Source organism: Duganella sp. AC237, from assembly GCF_979254035.1.
In genome coordinates, this window is the sequence record NZ_CEEDEW010000003.1 from 404664 (window position 1) to 423393 (window position 18730).

Genomic DNA, 18730 nt, shown 5'->3' on the forward strand with positions numbered 1-18730 from the left:
TTCTTTCTCATTTTTTTGGCTTTTTAGGTTTGCTCGGCTTGCCGCTAATCTTGTATTGGGCCTCTGCGGCATCAAGATCTTGTTCGCCAAACTCCTTCTGAATGTCGTGCCGGCTATGCTCGGGAGCGTATTTTTGGGCCGCAGCGGGCTTGCTGATCAGCCCTTCGCTAACAATCTTTTCCATCGCCATCATATGATCCGACGCTTGTAGCGGTGACACCAAGAACACATGTCGAGAATAGTTAGCGCCGCCTCTGGTCATCCTGGTTTTATATTGGCTGAATTCGTTATCGATGCGGTCTAGGATCCACTTCCTGCTCATTTGCATCACCATGCCCGGTTTGGCACTGGTACTACTGGGCTTAGAAGCGCCCGACGACTGATATTTCTTTCGACCCGTGCCGACTGGGGAAGATCCGCCTGCGCCCTTCGCTTCGCCCAACATCCCAAGGAGCTTCGCGGCCGGATTCATGTTGGCCTTTGCCTCGACGACGGCGAACTGATGCGGTCGCGCGCGATTGGTCAGCCATAACGAGTCTATCCCGTTGGTCAGTACATGCACGCTAGGCGTGCACAGATACAGCGGTACCTCATCGTCGTTCAATTTTTTGAATTCGCTTTGCCAACCGGCGGTCTTTTTTCCGGGGCCGCCGATCATGTCATGTCGGTTCCAGTCTAGACCCCAGCCTTTTTGTTCAATGATGTGATGATCTACAATATGCTCGCCCAGCAAACCTTTGGCGGCCTGATTTAGCCCCTGATAGGTCGCAAACGCAGTACGCTGCACCACGCTAGCAATTTTACCGGTGGTCGTGCGTCCATTCAGTCGCGGCTTGTCGGCCACCCGCAAATGGCTATTGGCGCTGGCGCCCCTGGCTCCCCTCGCCCCGGCACTCTGATGCCCACCACGCGGAATACTCCCGGCATTACTAGCCACCGTCATCACCACCGCCGCCGCATGCTCCCCCAACAGATCGGTGATGAACGCCTTGATGTACCCCGACGCCTCCCGTATCGGCGCAGCCAGCTGCCCGCGCATTTTCTTGATGCCCGGAGAAACGTCGCGCGCCAATTGCTCCAGGTGGTCCGGGCACCACCAATGCCCTTGGCCGATGTAGTCGAGCAGCGCGATGCAGCTCTCCAGCGCCATGTTCGCCTGCACGATCGCCGCCTGGGTGTTGCCGGCCCAGTCGAGCGCCTTGACCCACGCCAGCGCGCCGCCTTTTTTCTTCGACAGCATGCGCTCGATCATCGCCACGCCGCTGTTGACCGCGCCCTTGAGCGCCTTGCGTTCCTTGTAGAGCGGCTTGAACACGGTCTTGAACGCGCTGCCCACCTCCGGCACCACGCCAAAGGCGGCGAAGCCCAGATAAATCTTTTGATCGATGGTCGCCTTGGCAAAGCCGCCTTGCTTGTTGATCCGGTACAGGCTGCCTGAAACATCGCGCACGTCCATCACCTGGTCGACCACGGGGATCAACGAGATCAGGCCGCCGATGATCTGGGCCGATACCATCTGGTCCTCGTTGAAGTCGCCCATGATCAGGTCTTCGAGGAATTTCATGCAATCGTCGACGAGACTCATACCCACCCCTGACTTTGCTCGCGCAATTTGCGCTCGCGTTCCATCTCCGCGTCCATCGCGGCCTTGAAGTCCGGCTTTTTATACTCCGGCGTTTCTTCCTCAGGCGGCTTCCACGGACGCGGATCGTCGCCATACTCCACCACATACTCGCCCGGCGGCGTACCGGTCAGCAAGGCGTGCCCTTTGTCATCGAGCTTGCCTTCGCGCACGGTGCCATTATCGAACGTGACCTTGTAGGCGGCGCCGGGGATGGGCGCCAGATCGTCGTAATGGAACAAGATCTCGATCGAGTTATCGAGATCGGCCGCCTGCGGCAAGGCCGGCAGCGACGGTGTCGCACTCATCGGCCCCGCCAACTCCTTCATGCTGGCCTTGAACTCGATCTTGCCCGGTCCGTGCAGCTCGATGTTGCCGCCCTCAAGCTTGAGATGCGCGCCTTGCGCGGTCAGCCGCACATGCTCTTTGCCGGCCACGGTGAGGCCCTTGGCCGTGCTGGCGACGGTGAGCGCCTTGTCGGCCGTGAGCCTGGTCTCGTCGGCCTGGCTCTGGCTGCTGACCTTGCCGCTGGCCGCGTGCAGGCGGATGCCGACCTCCTGGTTCGGCTTCTGCGCATTGGTCGCCTTGCCGTAGGTGAATAACTTGATGCCGTCCTTCACGCTCGCGTAGCTGTTGCGTTGCGACGCCAAGTTGATATCGTGGCCGGCGGTCAAACTGGTGCCTGCTGCGCCTAGCACCGCGTTGGCCGGCGTGTTGGCCGCGATGCCCGCCGGCGAACTCAATTGCAGATGCGGCTCGCCGTAGGCCGGCACGTCCGATTCCACCGCGCCCAGAACGTCCATGCTGCGCTTGAGCTGGGCGATGGCGGGCAGCGGCGTTGCCTGCCCGGTTGCGGGGGCCTTGCCGCCGACCGTCAGCGTGCTGTGCTTCTGCGCCATCTCGTCGAGATCGGTTTGCAGCTGCACACTTTCCTCCAGCTGCGTGATGGCCTCTTTCGAATCCATCTGGCTGCCGGTGGCGCTGCCGCGCGCGTCGGTCGATAGCAGAACACCTTTGCCGGCCCGCACGGCGATGCTGTGCTCGGTCTTAAGCTCGGCGCCGAAGCCGGCCGCCTTCAGCCGCTGGTTGTCGCTTTGGTGTAGCAGGTGGCCGAGGTTCAACTCGGCCGTGCCTTGGTGCGCGGTCGCATGTCTCTGCAGACCAAGGCGCGATTGCCCCGGGCTGTCGTCGAACACCAGCTGGTTGTACGCGCCGCTGCCGCCCTGGCTGGACTGGATCGCCTGCGTCTTGATGCCCGATAGCGCCGCCGGGTGTGCGTGGCCGCCGGCCTCGCCGGGGAACCAGGCGGGCGCGTTGCCGGTCGCCGCGCCGGCGCCGCCGGCCACCTGATTGTGCTGCGCGTCGGCCTGGCCGCGACCGTTGTAGACGGTGCCGAGAATGACCGGCCGGTCGATGTTTCCTTCCAGGAAATCGATCAGCACTTCCTGGCCGATGCGGGGAAGGGCGCTGCTGCCCCAGTTGGCGCCGGCCACCGGCGCCATCGGCGTGGCCACGCGTACCCACGTGCCGGCCTGGTCGTCACCGGGCGCGCCGGTGTGACCGTCGGGCATCGGATGCGCCAAGCGGCTGTGGCTTTGCGCGCCGCGCTGCCAGTGGAACTGCACTTTCACGCGGTGGTCGCGGTCGGTGTGAATCGGCGCGCCGGGCGGGCCAACCACGATGGCGGTCTGCTGGCCGTGGATGGTCGGGCGCGGATGCAGCAATTGGCCGTGCGCGTCCGTCCCACTCGAACGATAAGGAATATTGCTGCGGATCGCATCGATACGGACGCGATACAAAGGCCGCTCGCCCATCGCTTTGCCTACCGCGTGCAGGCTGGTCTTCTCCTCTTTGCCGATCAGCGCGTCGAGTGCGCCTTCGCCAAACCGCTGCATCAGGGTCGACTTCAGCTCCGCGCTGAGATTGTTGTGCATCAGGTGCACGGTGCGCACCACCAGGAAGCTGCGCTCGTCGTCGCTGCCGGCCAGATCGAACTGGGCCTGGCCGGTGAGGGCGAACGTGGTGCCGGGCGCAAGCGTGCGCACGGTGCCGGCACCGACGTGGACTTCCTTGCTGGCCTCGAACGCCTGCAACTGGTTGTAGGCGATGCGCTGGCCTTGTTCGCGCGACTGGTAGGCGTAGGCGCCGGGCGCGTCGCGGCTGACCAGCGGAGATCCGTCGCCGCCGTCCGCGCTGGCGGCGCTGACGGCGCGCGTGTCGAGCGATCGGTAGTCCCAGCTGCTCAGTTCGACAGCGTTGGTTTGCAGGCGCAGCTCGGTGCGCCAGCGGTCCAGCGTGTCCTGTTTCATGGTCGCGCCGGGCTGGCTGAAGGCGATGCTGGCCTGTGCGTTGGGCTTGAAGCTGCCATTGTGGTCGGCGATGACCATCGTGTGGCTGCCCAGGCCGGGGCTGGCGGCATCGCCGCTGTGCTCGAAATAATCGAACAGGCCTTCCTCGTGCATCAGGCGTTTGGCGAAGGCGAGGTCGCTTTCCTGGTACTGGGTGGTGATGCTGCGCTTGGGATAGACGGCGCGGTCGAGGATGTCGAAGCGCCACGCCGGCACCAGCTTGCCCTGGCCCTGGTAGGCGTTAAAGACGGTGTCGAGAATGTCGAACACCGTCATGTCCTGGAAGATGCGGCTGTCGCGTCCGCGCGCGAGGAAGGCGGTCCAGGGTTCGACGGTGAGGTTGTAGCGGGCGAAGCCGCCGTTGGCGCCGGCCATGTCGATGGCGGTGACGTGGCCATGGAACGGCCGCAGCTGGTCGCGGCTGGCGGCGGTCATCAACTCCAGCAGCACCGGCTGGCCGATCAGCGACTTGAGCGAAATGGCGGCGTCGGTCGATAGCGCGGCGATCTTGAAGCTGAAGCCCGTGCCGATGCCTTCCTCGCCGCGCACGCATTCGGCCAGCAGCACGTCGCCGCCGAGCGGCGTGGTGAGCTTGAGCAGCCGCGTGCCCTGCGAAAAACCGGCGAGCAAGGCGAGCGGGTCGGACTCGCCTGACTGTGATGGAATCGGTTCTGACATGTGACTCACACTCCGATGCATGGCGCTGGGGAAACAGCGACTGACGTGATGCAATCCAAACAAGATTACACCCTAGAATTTGCATATTTACAAGAGTGATTTGAATCGTGCTCAGCTGTGCCTCGACGCTGGCGTGTTGCGTTTCCGCCGTTGACTCCGGCACATTGCGGCACCTCAAAAACTCCCCCTCGGCGCCATGACATGATCGACATCCTGTGCAGTCTGCTCGTTGCCTTCAGGCATTGAAGCTGCCCACTTTGCGATGGATGCCGCGATGGAAAAACTACTGCCGTACTTCGAACGGGAACTGAGCCAGCTGCGCCGCGCCGGCGCCGAGTTTGCCGGCCGTTATCCCCAACTGGCCGGCAGCCTGCAGATACGCGGCGAGACCTGCGCCGATCCCCAGGTGGAACGCCTGATCCAGTCCTCCGCCTTCCTCAACGCCAGCGTCGCCAAGCGGCTGGACGACGGCCACTCCGGCTTCACCGAAGCGCTGCTCGGCATGCTGTACCCGCACCACCTTCGGCCGATGCCATCGTGCTCGATCGCCCGCATCGACTACAGCGGCGCGCCGAAAAACTCGGTCAGCAGCGTTGCCGTGCTGCCGCGCGGCGCCGCCATGAAATCGCTGGCGCCCAACGCCGTCAGCTGCGGCTTTCGCACCGTCTACGACGCCACGGTCGCCCCGGTCGCCATCGGCGCGGCATGGTTCGAACCGCACATCCAGGTGCCGTCGACGATGGCGCTGCCGCCCGACGCCGGCGCCGCCATCTGCATCACGATCGACAGCACGGGCGTCGCGCGCGGCTTGGCGCTAGAGGGCCTGAGCACCCTACGCGTCTTCATCGACGCCGCTGCCACGCTGCGCGCCACCTTGCGCGACGCGCTGTTCATGCGCACCGCCTGCGCCTGCGTGGAGGCCTCCGGCCAATGGCGCATGCTGGCCAAGCCGCCCATCGCACCGGTGGGCTTTGCCGACGAAGAAGCGTTGCTGCCGGCCGCGCCGTCCGAACACGGCGCGTATCGTCTGCTTAGCGAGTACTTCGCCTTCCCCGAAAAATTCGACTTCTTCGACATCGACCTTGGCGCCCTGACCACCGCCATCCCCATCGACTGCACCCGGCTGACACTGCGCCTGGCGCTGGCCGGCGTCGGTCCCGCCACACAAGCCGCGCGCGTGCTGCGCACACTGACCGATGCGAATCTGGTGCTCGGCTGCACACCGATCGTCAACCTGTTCGACAAGGCGGCCAGGCCCATGTTGATCCGCGCTGTGGCCGCGCGCCGCAGCTACCCGGTGGTGCTGGACGCGGTACCGCCCGGCGACTGCGAGATTTACAGCGTCGACGCGGTGCAGCTGGTGAGGAAACTGCAGCAGGGCAGCAGCATCCAGGACTTCTCGCCGTACTACTCACTGCGCCAGGGATCGTCCAGCGGGAAAGGCCACTACTGGCTCGAGCAGCGTGACGATCTTGGCGGCGGTACCGACCACGGTGTATCGCTGACGCTGGTCGACCAGGAACTGGCGCCACTGCGGATGGAAGACGGCACGGCATCGGTACAAGTCACCTGCACCAACCGCAACCTGCCGCAAAATCTCCAGTACGGACGGACCGACGGCGACCTGCGCGCCGTCAAATCCACTGGCAACTTCCCGATCCGCATGCTGCGCCGCCCGACCATGTCGCATCCGCAGGCATCGCACGACAACAGGCTATGGGGACTGATCGCCCATCTGGCGCCGAACCACCGCACGCTCACGCAGGATGGCCTGCCCGCGCTGGCCGCGACGCTGCGGCTTTACGCGCAGCGCGACAACGCCATCGCGCAGCGTCAGATCGACGGCATCGCCGGCCTGTCGCACCGTCCGTCCTCGGCCTGGATGCGGACGGCCAGCGACAGCGCCTACCTGCGCGGGATCGAAGTGACGGTCACCCTGGACGAAGCGGCGTACCTGGACACCGGCGTCCACGTCTTCGCCCAGGTACTGGACCACCTGTTTAGCCTGACCGTCCACTTGAACAGCTACACCCAGCTGGTGATCGTCTCCCAAGCCAGCGGCAAGGAAGTGCTGCGATGCCCACCGCGCAGCGGCGCCTTGCCGCTGGCCTGACCTTCCGCCACATCCGCCGCATACCAGAGGAGCAAACGTGGAACGCGATAAAGACTTTTTCAGCTTCATGAGCATGCCCAAGGAGCTGGTCACCTTCAACCGGCCGATCCGGCTCAAGCTCGATCTGCCGGGTGGCGTCAACGACGACATGCTGCTGCCGCAGCGCGTGTTCGGCACCGAGACGCTGTGCGGCGGCATCGACTACCGGGTGCTGTGCGTCTCGTCCAACGCCACGCTGCCATTGAAGCAGCTGATCGCCGTGCCGGCCGCACTGCAATTCGTCACCGACCAGGGAGATTTGCGCAGCGTCTGCGGCATCGTCACCGAAGCCAGCTCCGGCGACAGCGACGGCGGCCTGGCCAGCTACCAGCTGGTGCTGCGCGACGCCCTGGCGATCCTGGAAAAGCGCATCAACACGCGCGTGTTCCGCCAAATGGATGAAGTTGAGATCGTGCGGCAGATTCTCCAGGAATGGCGGCAAAAAAGCTCCACGCTCGGCGTCTGCTTCATGGACGAAGTGGACGAGGCTTTCCATCTGCAGCAATACCCCAAGCGCGAATTCACCATGCAGCACAACGAATCGGACGCCGCTTTCATCCGGCGCCTGCTCAAGCGCAGCGGCATCGGCTGGTACGTGCGGGCCGAGGCCAATGGCGAGGTGCCGACGCACACGCTGGTGCTTTTCAATAGCGCCGACAGCCTGCGCCAGAACGTCGCCGGCACCATCCGCTACCACCGCGACGCCGGCACCGAGCAGCGCGACACGATCACCTCTTGGGGTGCGGTGCGCACCCTGCAACCGGGCGTGGTGACGCGGCATAGCTGGGACTACCGCCACCCCCAGGGATCGGACTACATGATGGCGCAGACCAGCAGCGGCGTCGATCAGGGCGTCAGCGGCAACGAGCTGGCCGCCAGCCTGGATGATTATCAGGTGATGATGCCGCACGCGGGCGACGACGTCGACGACTTGTGCCGCCTTGGCCGACTGCACATGACGCGCCACGATCTCGAATCGAAGTGCTTCCACGGCGAAGGCAGCGTGCGCGATCTGTGCGCCGGCGAGTACTTCACCTTGAGCGGGCATTCGGAGGTGGACCAGCACCCGCGCGAGGAACGCGACTTCGTCGTTACGGCCTTGCAGGTGAACGCGCAGAACAACCTGCCCAAGGCGTTGGCCGAACGCGTGGAACGCCTGTTCTCGCGCAGCCGCTGGACGCAGGGCGCGCAGGAGCCGCAGATGCAGAAGGACATAGCGGACAGGATGGCGTCGGGCGCGCTGCGCATGCACGTCCAGTTCACGGCGGTGCGGCGCGGCGTGAGAATCGTGCCGGCGTACGACGCGCGCACCGACCTGCCGCAGGCGCTGATGCAAAGCGCGATCGTCGTCGGGCCGAAGGGCGAGGAGGTGTATTGCGATCAGATGGGGAGGGTGAAGATCCGTTTTCCCGGTACGCGGGCGGCGGATCATGTGCATGCGGATGGTTCGGGGGTGTCGAATGACGATAGCGACTCGGCCTGGGTGCGCGTGGCGTCGAATTGGGCGGGGAACGGGCCGGGTAGCGTGGATCAGTGCGGGACCATCGGCCTACCGCGCGTGGGGACGGAGGTGCTGGTCAACTTCTTGGGTGGGGATCCAGACAAGCCGGTAATTGTGGGGCAGCTTTACAACCAACAGGCGCAGCCGCCGGCGCTAAGCAACCTTGATGACTTGCCTGGCAACAGGCATTTGTCAGGTATTAAAAGTCGGGAAATCAAAGGAGCTCGCGCAAATCAGCTGCGCCTCGACGACACGAATGGTCAGATCAGTGCGCAGCTGTCGAGTGACCACGCAAATAGTCAGGTAAATCTAGGATTTCTTACTGAATCTAAAACACACGGTCATGGAAGATTTCGCGGCGAGGGAGCTGAGCTACGCAGCGATATGCAGACTACGGTACGGGGTGGGCAAGGAGTATTGATTACCGCCGAGGCTACAGATGCCGACAAGGGGGTGCATCTGGAACGCAACGGACTCAACAATGTCTTGATGAGTCTGGAAAAGCTGGTCCAGGAACTGAATCAGGAGGCCACCAAGCACGCGGACGACAACACTCATGGTCCGGAGCTGGCCGCACTAGTTGAAAAACTTAAGAAGATGGACACCAGCGGCGCTCCAATCGTAGCCATCAGCGGGCCAGCAGGCTTAGTCGCGGGCAGCAAGCAGAACATAGCGATCGGTGCCGACAAGACGATCGACATTGTTAGCGTTGGTGCCACCTGCCTTTCATCCGGAGAAACAACATCGGTACGTGCTGCACAAGGTATGAGCCTTTTCGCTAACGAAGGCGGGTTGAAGGCTACCGCAGCTAGCGGCCAGGTCATGATCAAAGCCCATGATGATCAGATGATGCTCTTAGCTAAAAAGGTTTTAGAGATCATCAGTACGACTGACTGGATCACTATCAAGGCGAAGAAAGGCGTGCGAATAAACGGGGGCGGGACCGAGTTGGAGCTGAGTGCCAGCGGTATCAAGGGGTATACGGATGGCAAGCATGAAATGTATGCCGCAGACCATCAGACCTTTGGCGCGAAAGCGCGTCCAACCGGGTTTTCCGCAGATCCACAGCTCCACAAAATATGCATTCCCTGCCTGCTTATTGCAGCCGAGGCGCATAGCCCATTCGCAATTTCAAAGTGAGGTGTTCATGGATTCGACTTACGTACTTATCGATACGACCCTGTTGGGAGACCTGAAAACCAAGCCTTGGTTGCAGAAAAATCGCCGGCCAAGTTGGATTGCCGCGATCTACGGCCGCTACGCCGCTGATGTCAGCCCAGTCGTGGTTGATGTTGAGCGTGCGGTTCAGTGCACACGGATTCCCTCTCTGATGAATATTGTGAACGCGCGACGGCCACAATTGGGGGTCTCGTTTATTGAGACGAATCTGACACTCGAGAAGTTAGTCGAGCATCTGCGGCAATTTATCTGTGTGCTTACTCGAGGCAATGGAGAACTTACGCTGCGATTTGCAGATGGTGCTGTTCTTCCTAATCTTGCCTCTATTCTGACGCCGGATCAGTGGACTTTAATGACCGCGCCGTTCAAAAGTTGGAAGGTTCATGGCCGGGACGGAAACTTACTTTCATTGCCAATCGGGAATTCGCCTGGCTCGATAAAGCCTCCGTTGATGCTGTCCGCCGCTCAAATCCGCGCCCTGAAGGACGCCATGGGCGCAGATCAGTTATTGGTCAACCTTCGCATGTACCGCAGCGCGCCTCCGTCCACGTATCTCACTGCGAAGGCTTTGGCACATGCTACCCAAGCTCGCCGCATGTGGCATGCCGCTGGCCATTCTGATGATCAGGATCTCGTCCTTTTCGCGGCCGGGGTATTTGATACCGACGGCAGGTTGCTGAGTGTGCCAGGGCTCGAGGACGCATTGGCTGGATCAGATCGTGTGAAAACCCGCGAGAGCTTGCGTCGGTTGGTTGAACTCAACGCTACCGTTTGAACGAGTGAAACTTTGCAATGGAGGCTAGATGAAAAATAGTAAAGGTTTGGGTGTCATTCGCTTGGGCGACAAGACTTCTCATGGCGGCAAAGTGATCTCGGCACAGGCCACTTTCAAAGCCCTTGGCATAGCCGTGGCGGTGAATGGAGATTTAACCACTTGCCCTAAGTGCAAAGGAACATTTCCAATTCAGGTAGCTACGAGTGATCGCATCCATCAAGGGAAAGTAGTGGCTTATCACGGCGACAAGACTGCGTGTGGCGCCAAGTTGGTTTCATCGATTTAACTATAGTGGAACATCAAAATTAAAAATAAATTTCTTCGAAAGATGATTGGTTGAAGTGTAATGTTCGTCACGAACGTATGGATTAGCCGATGGCGATTGAAATTTTTTCGAAATGAAAAGGAATATTTTTGAAAATGGAAACTCCATTCTTTCGCGTTCTGCAGTCCTCGCCAAGACAACGATGGTATTTATTCATTGTCATAGTTGCGAGCATGCTTGTATTAATTTGTTTAGTAGCATACGGGAAAATAGGTTCTTTAAATGAGTCGAAAGACTCCCTTCCTGTTGGCCTAACAGGCGTGCAACATATGGGTCAATATTTCAACATATCAGAGTTTTACGTCGATGGTGCTAGCGGTGGCAACGTGGGAAGGAATGGTGGTGGTAGTGTTTTTTGTTGTGTCATGCTTCCTAAAGAATGGCGGCCAGGCCTGAGGGCAGAAGTGCGATGGTCCGTTACAAACTGGTCGATGGAAAATAAAGATGAAATTAAAATCGGCAACTATAAAAGTCTAACTTTTCGTAATTATAAAGCTGTTGTCCCAGTAGAAAAATATGATGAGCCTGGTGAGGTATATGTCCACTTTTTTAAGGATGGTCAAGTACGTATTGCAGTAAGTCTTTTTGGACCCAGTGGCAATAGCCACCCTATTAAAAAAAATGAGGCCTCTTCAACGAAAAATGCCACCGTAGGCATATTGGTGCCATCGCTGTTTTCACAGGCGGAACTTGATGAGATGCGAAAAAAATACTATGAAGATAGATCAAGCCGGGGGGTAAATTGGAAATGATGAATGTCAGTAAAATAGTTATAGCGCCAACCTTGACGGCGCCCGTAAAACTGATTCGATTCGTACGGCCAAAACACATCGCGGAACTTGTTAAATGCGAGTGTTATATCAACGCCGGATTTTTTTTCGATGGAACTAGAAATAATGTGGGTGTGGATAAACCGCTGTTCAAACATAGTAATATCGCTAGATTGTCAGCAGCATATAAAGACGATCCGGATCGTTGGTTTTACAATACTTATGTGGCGGGGGTTGGAACCAAGTTTGCATCCATTCGCGAGCCCAGTGACAGTTACTTAGGTTCAGGCTTTGGCGTAGGTTGCGAAGCCAGGGTTCTGTATGCGATGCTTAGATTTTTTAACATTCTTCACGCTACCGCGTTTGATAAGCAGTCATATTTTTCTCCGTCACAGGTTGAAGCGCTATGTTCGGTTCGCAATAGTGGAAGCGCGAATGACTACCTTGGGTTACGTGATTTAGGACTAGACTCTGGTTTACTATTACCGCACTTTTTTGGAGCAGGAATGAGGGAAGATTTTTTCCGGGATCATGTACAACGACTCAAATCAAAGTTGGCAGTAGCAGCAAAACCAAGGATAAAGGAGTGCTTCATTGATGTGTTTGGATTTTCACGCGGCGCAGCAGAAGCCAGGGTATTTTGTAATTGGCTTAGCCGTTTGATGCCTACTGGAAAATTTGCAGGGATTCCGGTTAGATTCAGATTTGTAGGGCTATTCGACACTGTTGCATCTGGGGGCTTCTGGTCTAGCGTTTCGGGCGCTATGCAAAAAGGCCCCACGGGGCACAGTGGTTGGGCTGCAAGTGAGTATCTGAGGGTACCACAGACTCTAGAGAACTGTATTCACATGGTAGCTATGCATGAGTTACGTCGAAATTTTCCTATAGATGGAATCAGCCTTGACGGGGTGCTGCCTCCAAACACATGGGAATTTGCGTATCCGGGGTCACATAGTGATGTAGGGGGAGGATACCTCCCAAATGAGCTCGGAGTCTCCTACAGCAACGACATGCAGGAGAGCGATTCTTTAAAGCTTTCACAAATTCCTTTGAATCATATGTTTGATTGTGCTGTCGCCGCTGGCGCCCCTTTGGACAAGAATTTAGCTTTCGATTTACAGAAAGGTGATCCGTTTCGGACTTCGCCGATTGTGACCGATGCTTACCAAAAGTTCTTGACTGCTTCGACCTTGGCACCACGTCCCATACACGCTTGGCTACAACCATATCTGAATTGGCGTTGGCAAAATCGTATAGGGTTTACTAAACTCAATCATGTTAATAAATCAGGTAAAGAAGATCGTGAAATTCTCGTAAAATTTAATGATATGCTTATGGCCGATGCAATGCTCATTAAAAGGATGACTGGGGTTAAAAAGAGCCGGCGTCCGCTGTTTGCCCTACCCAGCCCGCCCACTCGAGATGAAATAGCTTTTGGAGCGCTGGATTTGGAGGCTCGCACAGTTCTCAATGAAGCCGAATTAGCAGCTAAGTCTAAAGATGAATTAGCGAGTTTTTTTGATGGATTCGTGCACGACTCCCTTGCCGGTTTCGACGCAGCTTCGATCGAATTTACTGGCTATTGGCGGTATCGTAAGGGATTTGTTGGCAACGACGCCGGAGGAATTGTTTTTAACGAATCGGAGCAAAATGACGTGCAGTCAGTTTAGCCCTGCTCGTATTGACGACGGAGGACTTGGCGCCGGCGATGCTACTTCGTCCTGCCGGAACAATTCGAAATTCACGCTCGACCAAGACTCGGCTGCGGACGATCGCTGTCTATAAAGTGGTGAACCAAGCGAGCCGGCGCCATGCACGCTCCGGTGTGAGGTGAAACGACACTAGCCACGCGGCGATGAAGGCAAAGAAAAGCTGGAGCTTTCGCAGGATCATGCGCAGGTTGCGGCCGCATCCACTCAGCGGTGCGTTGAACGCGTCGCCATCAGTGTCTTCGAGTCAATTGCGTCGTAGTCTGCCGTCGTTCTCCATATGCCCAATCGCAGTCGCCCGGTGATGTCGCGCTTGAGCTTGTGGTGGTGGGACGCTGGTTCCGGCTTGCACGTCGGCGCCGCGATAGTCCAGGTCCACAAACACTTTCTTGGGCTGGTGCTCGGTGAGGATCGCCACCTGCTCCATGGTTTCCCCCGGCGAAGACCTCCGCGCCGGCAACAACTGCACCTCGGCCTCGAGCAAGTCACCGCCCAGCTGAAAAACGTCACCAACAAGCTCGAACCGGTGCTACGCCCGACGCCATATTCGACCCTACCGATCCGAACGCCTCCGGCTGCGTCGTCGCGCTCACCCTGGTCGCCCAAACGAGGCACCCGCTATCGAAGATCCCGAATTCTATGGCGCCGGCGTCTACGCCATCTACTACCGCCGCGACTTCGGCCCCTACGCGCCGCTCAAGGGCATGGACCATCCGGTCTACGTCGGCAAGGGCGATCCCGACAACCGAGCCGCTAAGGACGCGGTCAGCCAGGGCACCAAGTTGTCGGCCTGGCTCAACGAGCAAGCGCGTAACATCCGCAAAGCCGTCACCACGCTCGACATCGACGACGTTCGAATGTCGCTTCCTCATCGTGCAGACGAGCTTCCAGAAATCGGCCGAGGACTACCTGATTAACTTCTTCAAGTCGATCTGGAATTCGGAAACGTAGATACGCTTCGGCTTGGCCACGCACGGCGAGAGCTCGGAAACCCCGGTCCCCAAGCGTTCCCGGGCGGACACGCCGCATCTCGACCGCGAGTGGGCCGACGCGACTACGGACAACCAAAAGCCGCCGGCGACGATCATCGAACAGATCGGCGCCCACTTGGCGACGCACCGGCCTTTGCCAACTTCTACAGATCTTCGAGCGCTTCACCGAAGACGTGCATCAACTGAAGCTGAAGAGCTTCTCCACGCGGCGGGCGCAATGTCCAACTGGAGTTTGTCGGCGACGTTAGTCCTGAGCAGCTCGCATGCGTGATCGGTGATCATCGAGGCCAAGTCCATTGGCACAGCGTTACCATCGCTGTAGAAGGGCTATCTGAAACCACACGGAGTCGTTTGCGGCCAGAAGCGTAAGTGCAATTGCTGGGCCAGCTTGGTAAGCATTTTTTCGAAACAAAAGATTTTTTTTAGTTGAACTAAGGTCTAACCGATTTTGCTCTGCAAGGTAAAAGGTTGCCGATGTGGGGTCGCTGTCTCGGGAATCGTAGGTCACTAGGCCTTGGTTGTCCGCGATAGCGGCGCTACGTCATGTACCTTGCCTTCTCGGCTCATACATGGAGCAACTGATGACCAAGACCTGTATGCCCAAGTTGTGTTTAAACCACGATGAATTGTTAGCCATCGCTCTCCACGTCATGACGTCCCAAGCGGCAATCAAATACGAGCGCTTGTCAGGTGGGCAACTGCGCATCACAATTGATCAAAATGGTGTCGCATTGCTGAAAGAAAAATCAACGCCATCGTATGCCTACGTCCAGGAAGGCGGTTCGGCGTCGGAATTGTATTTGCACGAATATGAGACCAAGGTAGACGCGATGGCCGGTCGAGTTAAGTGCGCGTCAGCTGGGGCATACAAGACGGGTGGGATTGTCGAAATATCCCCATGTTTACGGTTATTTGGAGACGTTTTTCTCGCTACAGCGGAAGCGCTCGTCGGAACGGTCCCGGGCCTGTCTCTCTATGGAGGCGGGGAGGTCGGCGGCATTTGATCTCGACGTCCTCGGGCCGGGGCGACCGGTGGCGTGCGGCCACCTTGTGCCGCTCGCAATATTCCCCAGATGCCCATTGCGACCACAACAGCGCGTCGGCGCTGTGCGTCTCGGCGGGCGGCGTCCACAGCTTGTCCTTGTCCACGCGGAGGCCGACAAAGAACACGCGCATGCGCTTCTGCGGCACGCCGTAGTTGGCCGCGTTCACCAGCTTGAAGGTGACCCGCTACTCGCTCACGGCGCCCGGCTTGTTCTTCCATTTGCGCAAGCGGGCCAGATGGTCGCCCCATTGCTCCATCGGCTTGGCGGTCAGCGACGGAAACTCCAGCTGCAGCAGGATATAGTCGAAGTAGTCGGCGAAGGCGGCGCGGGTGAGGCCCTGCACGTTCTCGAAGACGAACGCGCGCGGACGGGCCTCGCGCACGGCGCGCACCGCCTCCGGAAACATGTCGCGCTCGTCCAGGAAGCCGCCGTGCTTGCCGCCCATGGAAAAGGGCTGAAAGGCTTGCTTGAGGGCGTTATTGCTGAAGGAAATGGAAACGCTTACGATCGCAATCAACGATATGATTGATTCTTTTGTTTAGCGCCTTTGCTGTTGTAAATCGATCTAATCAATTTCTGTCGAAACCACAGGTCAGCATTGAAGTGGTCCATCGTATGCTGCCATCCGAAATAGATTGATTTTAGTCAGGACAAGGTAACCACGCGCCGACGCGGACGCTGGCGAGACCAACACCCTTTTGCTTGCTAACTGAGTCATAGGCATCCGAGACAACATGATGAGCTTAAATCTGCTTGAGCTCATTGACGATCAGGCTGGCGGCGAGCCAGTCATGCGGCATCCTTAAGCGGGGTTGCTGGCTCGGACCGCGAGGCTTGTTCATACAGGCCCAATAGATCGCCTACGATTTCGCCGAGCGCAAGTCCCAGCAGTGGCGGGACCGCGTTGCCGACCTGTGTATATTGGGGTACCTCGTACTTTCGCTTTTTTCCTCCCGTCGTGGTCTTTGAGCGAAATACGAAGTTATCGGGGAAAGACTGGATTCTTGCCATTTCTCGAACCGTTAGCGTACGCAGGCACTTCGACCCCGGACTATCATCGTCGTGGTAATGGCACATATCGTCCGGTATCGATAGTGCCGCCGGTGCCGGCTCGCCAGATTTAAGTGCACGCTGCGACCGCTTGCCGGTCCGGTTCTCGACTAAGGATTTTTCGAGATCGTTCTTATGGTGAAATGAATAGAATTGACCGCCCTCGTTCATGTAAAACGCCTGTCGCGAAAGTTCTTGCCATGCCGTGTCTGAGAGAGTATGGCTCTTGCCTTTCAATATCGCGCGGGCCGACCCGGCCGCTTCACTCGACACGTTGTTGAGTACCTGATATATGCGAAACCTCCTTTGGACCTCGAAGCCATGTTCGCGGTAGACATGGTTTTTGGCCCCGCCGGAGCTGGACGCCCCTGGAGCGATTGGCTGTCCAAAGGGACCGAGTCGCGCATTGATCCGTTGCACATAGCTTGACTTACTTCTCCCCTCGTACAGGAGGTCGTCGATCGCCTCCTTGACGGAAGGGGTATGGTTCCCAACCAGGCGTGAAAGGAAAGTGCTTTCGAAGGCAGCTGCATTCTTTTCCGGGTCGTGGACTGGTAAGTCTTCCCGTCCTACGCTTTCCCCGACCTCGTCCGGTGGTAAAAGGCCTCTGAACGAATTAAGAGCTCGAGATCCTTGCCACCCAGACTTACCTTTAAGCGCTGAAGGACATCGTAGCGTATGGAGAGCATGACGAAGCGGCGGCGGTTTTGCGCCACGCCAGCGTGCTTGGCGTTGACATGCAGGCAGATCGGCACATAACCGTGCCTGGACGTACCCCGTTCATCCTTTTCGTTCAGGCCGAGCTCGACGAAGGCCTTGGCCACTTCAAGCCAGGCGAACACTTCCTTCCCGTCCACCTTGAACGGTCGAAGTATCCCGGTGACGTTCTCGAGCAGCGCGAATCTGGGCTGGACGAGGTCAACGAAGCGAGCGAATTCCCAGGGTAGGACGTTGCGCGAATTCGTGTATTCGCGCATACCCGCCATGCTAAAGCTTTGGCATGGCGGTCCGCCAGAGACCAAGTCGACGTGCCCGTGACCGAACCCGTTCTTCAGCTGCTCGAGTACGCTCATGTTACGCCCCTCTCCTAGCCAATGGTTCAGCTGTACGATGCTGCCAATGACGAGCGAGCGTTCGAGCACCAGGCCGTCCACCTCGAGGTCGCAGGTTGCTTTAACGGATAGGCACGCATGGGGGTTTTCCGTCAATCTGGCCGAGAGCGCATTTGTTCCATGCTGGCTCGACAGCCATTTGGTTTTGAGTTGGAGCGGTGTGGGTTGGAGCCCGTCTGCCATGGCCCGCAGGTCCTCGCCAAGGAGATTGTAGGCAAACGTTTCCCCGGCCATTGGCGAAAGCTCATTTGCAAGTAATAATTTCCCACCAGCAGCCCGAAGGCCCAACGATAGCCCCCCGCATCCCGCGAATAATTCTATATATTTCATATCTTTTGAAGGCTGATCGGCTTGTAACGCCGAGGCTGCATTTTAGCAAGGACAAGCTTACCTAGCGTTATTTTCTTTTCATCTTGCATGCCATACCCTTATAGTTACACATGAGGCCGCTAGCTTTTGGCAATAGTCCTGCCAACTCGTTTGCTGTGGCGGCCGGCTTGCCCCCGAATAGGCTGCATAACGGTGGCACAGCCGTGCTGCTCAATGCAATGTCGCGGTGGAGGGGCGCGCCCAACTACGATAGGGACGAAGATGCATCCATTTCATGTAGGTCGGGAATACCCCAGACGGGAGCTTCTCGAGTTCCTCGGCAGCAGGCAACAACAAGCAGGTGTGCTGTGGGGCGAACGCTCGCCCGGCTGCATGATCGTTACTTCCGGTGGCCGGCACGGTGCTAAGGTAGGATATTTCGACGAGCGCCGGAAGGATGGCTCGTGGTGGTATTTCGGGCAAGGCCGTTCGGGCGACCATGTCCTTACGAATGGCGCGAACCGGAGACTCGCTGCCGGTCGTCATACCATCCTGCTCTTTACCACGAGGGAGCCCACGGCTCAGGAGGTTCGGGAGCGCGGGAACTACCAAAAGCTTTTTTGCTTCGAAGGCATGTATAACACATGCAGCCACGAGGCCAAAGTCGCTGGACAGGGAGCAAGGGAGTCGGATGTGCTGCTGCGATTCTTGCTCACGCCAGTGGAGGATACCGCCTTGGACTCCGTCCCTGACGGAGAAGTGCCGGCTAGCCTGGCAGTGCTGCGCGAACGCGCTCTTGCAGCAGCCCAATCTGATTGCCCCGAGGTTAGGTTCTCTATTGCCCAGTACCGTCAGCGATGCAGACTCGTCAAGCAATACGCTATGGCGCGCGCAGCGGGCAGATGTGAGGCATGCGGCAATCCGCCGCCGTTCGTGAACGACGCAGGCAATGGATTCCTTGAAGTCCATCACATCCTCAGGTTGGCCGACGACGGGTTGGACGCATCGGAAAACGTCGCAGCGGTTTGCCCCAATTGCCATAGGCGTGCACACTATTCGGCCGATCGAGTCGCATTCCAGGCGAAGCTGCTCGCCGACATATGCGCGATTGAGCAGACCTTGTCCGCATTGAAGTGAGACGAGGACTGGTTGATCGAGAGCGA

14 protein-coding genes and 1 pseudogene are annotated in these 18730 nt (G+C 58.4%); 9 read left to right on the top strand and 6 right to left on the bottom strand.

All coding sequences use genetic code 11. The features are described 5' to 3' along the window. Positions 1–7 precede the first annotated feature (7 nt). Both AC0IYS_RS02095 and tssI read right to left on the bottom strand, forming a co-directional pair. Positions 8–1585 carry a hypothetical protein gene (locus tag AC0IYS_RS02095; protein WP_471703626.1) on the bottom strand — a complete coding sequence of 526 codons (1578 nt, stop codon included), beginning with the start codon at positions 1583–1585 and terminating at the stop codon, positions 8–10. Continuing rightward, complete coding sequence (gene tssI / locus AC0IYS_RS02100) at positions 1582–4647, bottom strand: type VI secretion system tip protein TssI/VgrG (protein WP_471703627.1); 3066 nt, start codon at positions 4645–4647, stop codon at positions 1582–1584. Before tssI ends, AC0IYS_RS02095 begins: the two co-directional genes overlap by 4 nt. 274 nt (positions 4648–4921) lie before the next feature. Between tssI and tssF the strand changes: the two genes are divergently transcribed. The 6 genes from tssF (at position 4922) to AC0IYS_RS02130 (ending at position 13019) form a co-directional block, all read left to right on the top strand. Beyond that, positions 4922–6760, top strand: coding sequence for a type VI secretion system baseplate subunit TssF (tssF, locus tag AC0IYS_RS02105; RefSeq protein WP_471703628.1), 1839 nt, complete (start codon positions 4922–4924; stop codon positions 6758–6760). A gap of 37 nt (positions 6761–6797) precedes the next feature. Then, positions 6798–9440, top strand: coding sequence for a type VI secretion system Vgr family protein (locus AC0IYS_RS02110; protein ID WP_471703629.1), 2643 nt, complete (start codon positions 6798–6800; stop codon positions 9438–9440). 7 nt (positions 9441–9447) lie between these two features. Beyond that, positions 9448–10254: a DUF4123 domain-containing protein gene (locus AC0IYS_RS02115; protein ID WP_471703630.1), complete on the top strand. Its 807-nt coding sequence runs from the start codon at positions 9448–9450 to the stop codon at positions 10252–10254. Positions 10255–10282: 28 nt separating this feature from the next. After that, on the top strand, positions 10283–10540 hold the full coding sequence (locus AC0IYS_RS02120; protein WP_471703631.1) for a PAAR domain-containing protein: 258 nt from the start codon (positions 10283–10285) through the stop codon (positions 10538–10540). Between the two features lie 134 nt (positions 10541–10674). Then, on the top strand, positions 10675–11331 hold the full coding sequence (locus AC0IYS_RS02125; protein ID WP_471703632.1) for a DUF3304 domain-containing protein: 657 nt from the start codon (positions 10675–10677) through the stop codon (positions 11329–11331). Continuing rightward, positions 11328–13019 carry a T6SS phospholipase effector Tle1-like catalytic domain-containing protein gene (locus AC0IYS_RS02130; RefSeq protein ID WP_471708781.1) on the top strand — a complete coding sequence of 564 codons (1692 nt, stop codon included), beginning with the start codon at positions 11328–11330 and terminating at the stop codon, positions 13017–13019. The genes AC0IYS_RS02125 and AC0IYS_RS02130 overlap by 4 nt, the downstream gene beginning before the upstream one ends. Before the next feature lie 286 nt (positions 13020–13305). Here the strand turns inward: AC0IYS_RS02130 and AC0IYS_RS02135 are convergent, their stop codons facing one another. Next, positions 13306–13542 carry a hypothetical protein gene (locus tag AC0IYS_RS02135; protein WP_471703633.1) on the bottom strand — a complete coding sequence of 79 codons (237 nt, stop codon included), beginning with the start codon at positions 13540–13542 and terminating at the stop codon, positions 13306–13308. A gap of 136 nt (positions 13543–13678) precedes the next feature. Between AC0IYS_RS02135 and AC0IYS_RS02140 the strand changes: the two genes are divergently transcribed. Together AC0IYS_RS02140 and AC0IYS_RS02145 are read left to right on the top strand one after the other, a co-directional pair. Further along, on the top strand, positions 13679–13975 hold the full coding sequence (locus tag AC0IYS_RS02140; RefSeq protein WP_471708782.1) for an Eco29kI family restriction endonuclease: 297 nt from the start codon (positions 13679–13681) through the stop codon (positions 13973–13975). Between the two features lie 656 nt (positions 13976–14631). Continuing rightward, positions 14632–15054: a hypothetical protein gene (locus AC0IYS_RS02145; RefSeq protein ID WP_471708962.1), complete on the top strand. Its 423-nt coding sequence runs from the start codon at positions 14632–14634 to the stop codon at positions 15052–15054. On the opposite strand, the pseudogene AC0IYS_RS02150 reads toward AC0IYS_RS02145, so the two are convergent. The 3 genes and pseudogenes from AC0IYS_RS02150 to AC0IYS_RS02160 all read right to left on the bottom strand — a co-directional run bounded on the left by AC0IYS_RS02150 (position 14981) and on the right by AC0IYS_RS02160 (position 17588). Then, positions 14981–15541, bottom strand: a pseudogene (locus AC0IYS_RS02150) (DNA cytosine methyltransferase). The gene AC0IYS_RS02145 and the pseudogene AC0IYS_RS02150 overlap by 74 nt on opposite strands. A 344-nt stretch (positions 15542–15885) precedes the next feature. Then, positions 15886–16566, bottom strand: a complete 681-nt coding sequence (locus AC0IYS_RS02155; RefSeq protein WP_471703634.1) for a DNA cytosine methyltransferase — start codon at positions 16564–16566, stop codon at positions 15886–15888. A 149-nt stretch (positions 16567–16715) separates the two neighbouring features. Next, positions 16716–17588, bottom strand: a complete 873-nt coding sequence (locus AC0IYS_RS02160; protein ID WP_471703635.1) for a DNA cytosine methyltransferase — start codon at positions 17586–17588, stop codon at positions 16716–16718. A gap of 261 nt (positions 17589–17849) precedes the next feature. Here AC0IYS_RS02160 and AC0IYS_RS02165 point away from each other — a divergent pair, with 261 nt between their 5' ends. After that, the gene (locus AC0IYS_RS02165) at positions 17850–18704 is read left to right on the top strand and encodes an HNH endonuclease (protein ID WP_471703636.1); all 855 of its coding nucleotides are present in this window, start codon (positions 17850–17852) and stop codon (positions 18702–18704) included. Positions 18705–18730: the final 26 nt, after the last annotated feature.